General features: G+C 43.2%; 1 pseudogene. It reads left to right on the top strand.

What is annotated here, in order from left to right:
- Positions 1 to 243, top strand: a pseudogene (locus ACTRWI_RS22885) (IS3 family transposase); the annotation flags it as partial.

The following is a 243-nucleotide window of genomic DNA, read 5'->3' as shown; positions in this document are numbered from 1 at the left end:
GTGTTCCAACAAGAGCTTGGGGAGCACGCAGCCGATTTACTTCAACGTACTATTTGGAAAGAGAAATGCGTCAATAAAGGGATAGTGCTGCACTCTGATAATGGTGCTCCTATGAGAAGTTATACAATGTTAGCCAAGATGAATGATCTTGGTGTAATGAGCTCGTACTCTCGCCCTAGAGTGAGTAACGATAACCCTTACTCCGAGTCATTATTTAAAACGGTCAAATGCATGCCGTTATGG

This window comes from Pseudoalteromonas sp. G5_S1_14_S5 (genome assembly GCF_054968605.1).
This window is presented reverse-complemented; position numbering and strand designations above follow the sequence as displayed.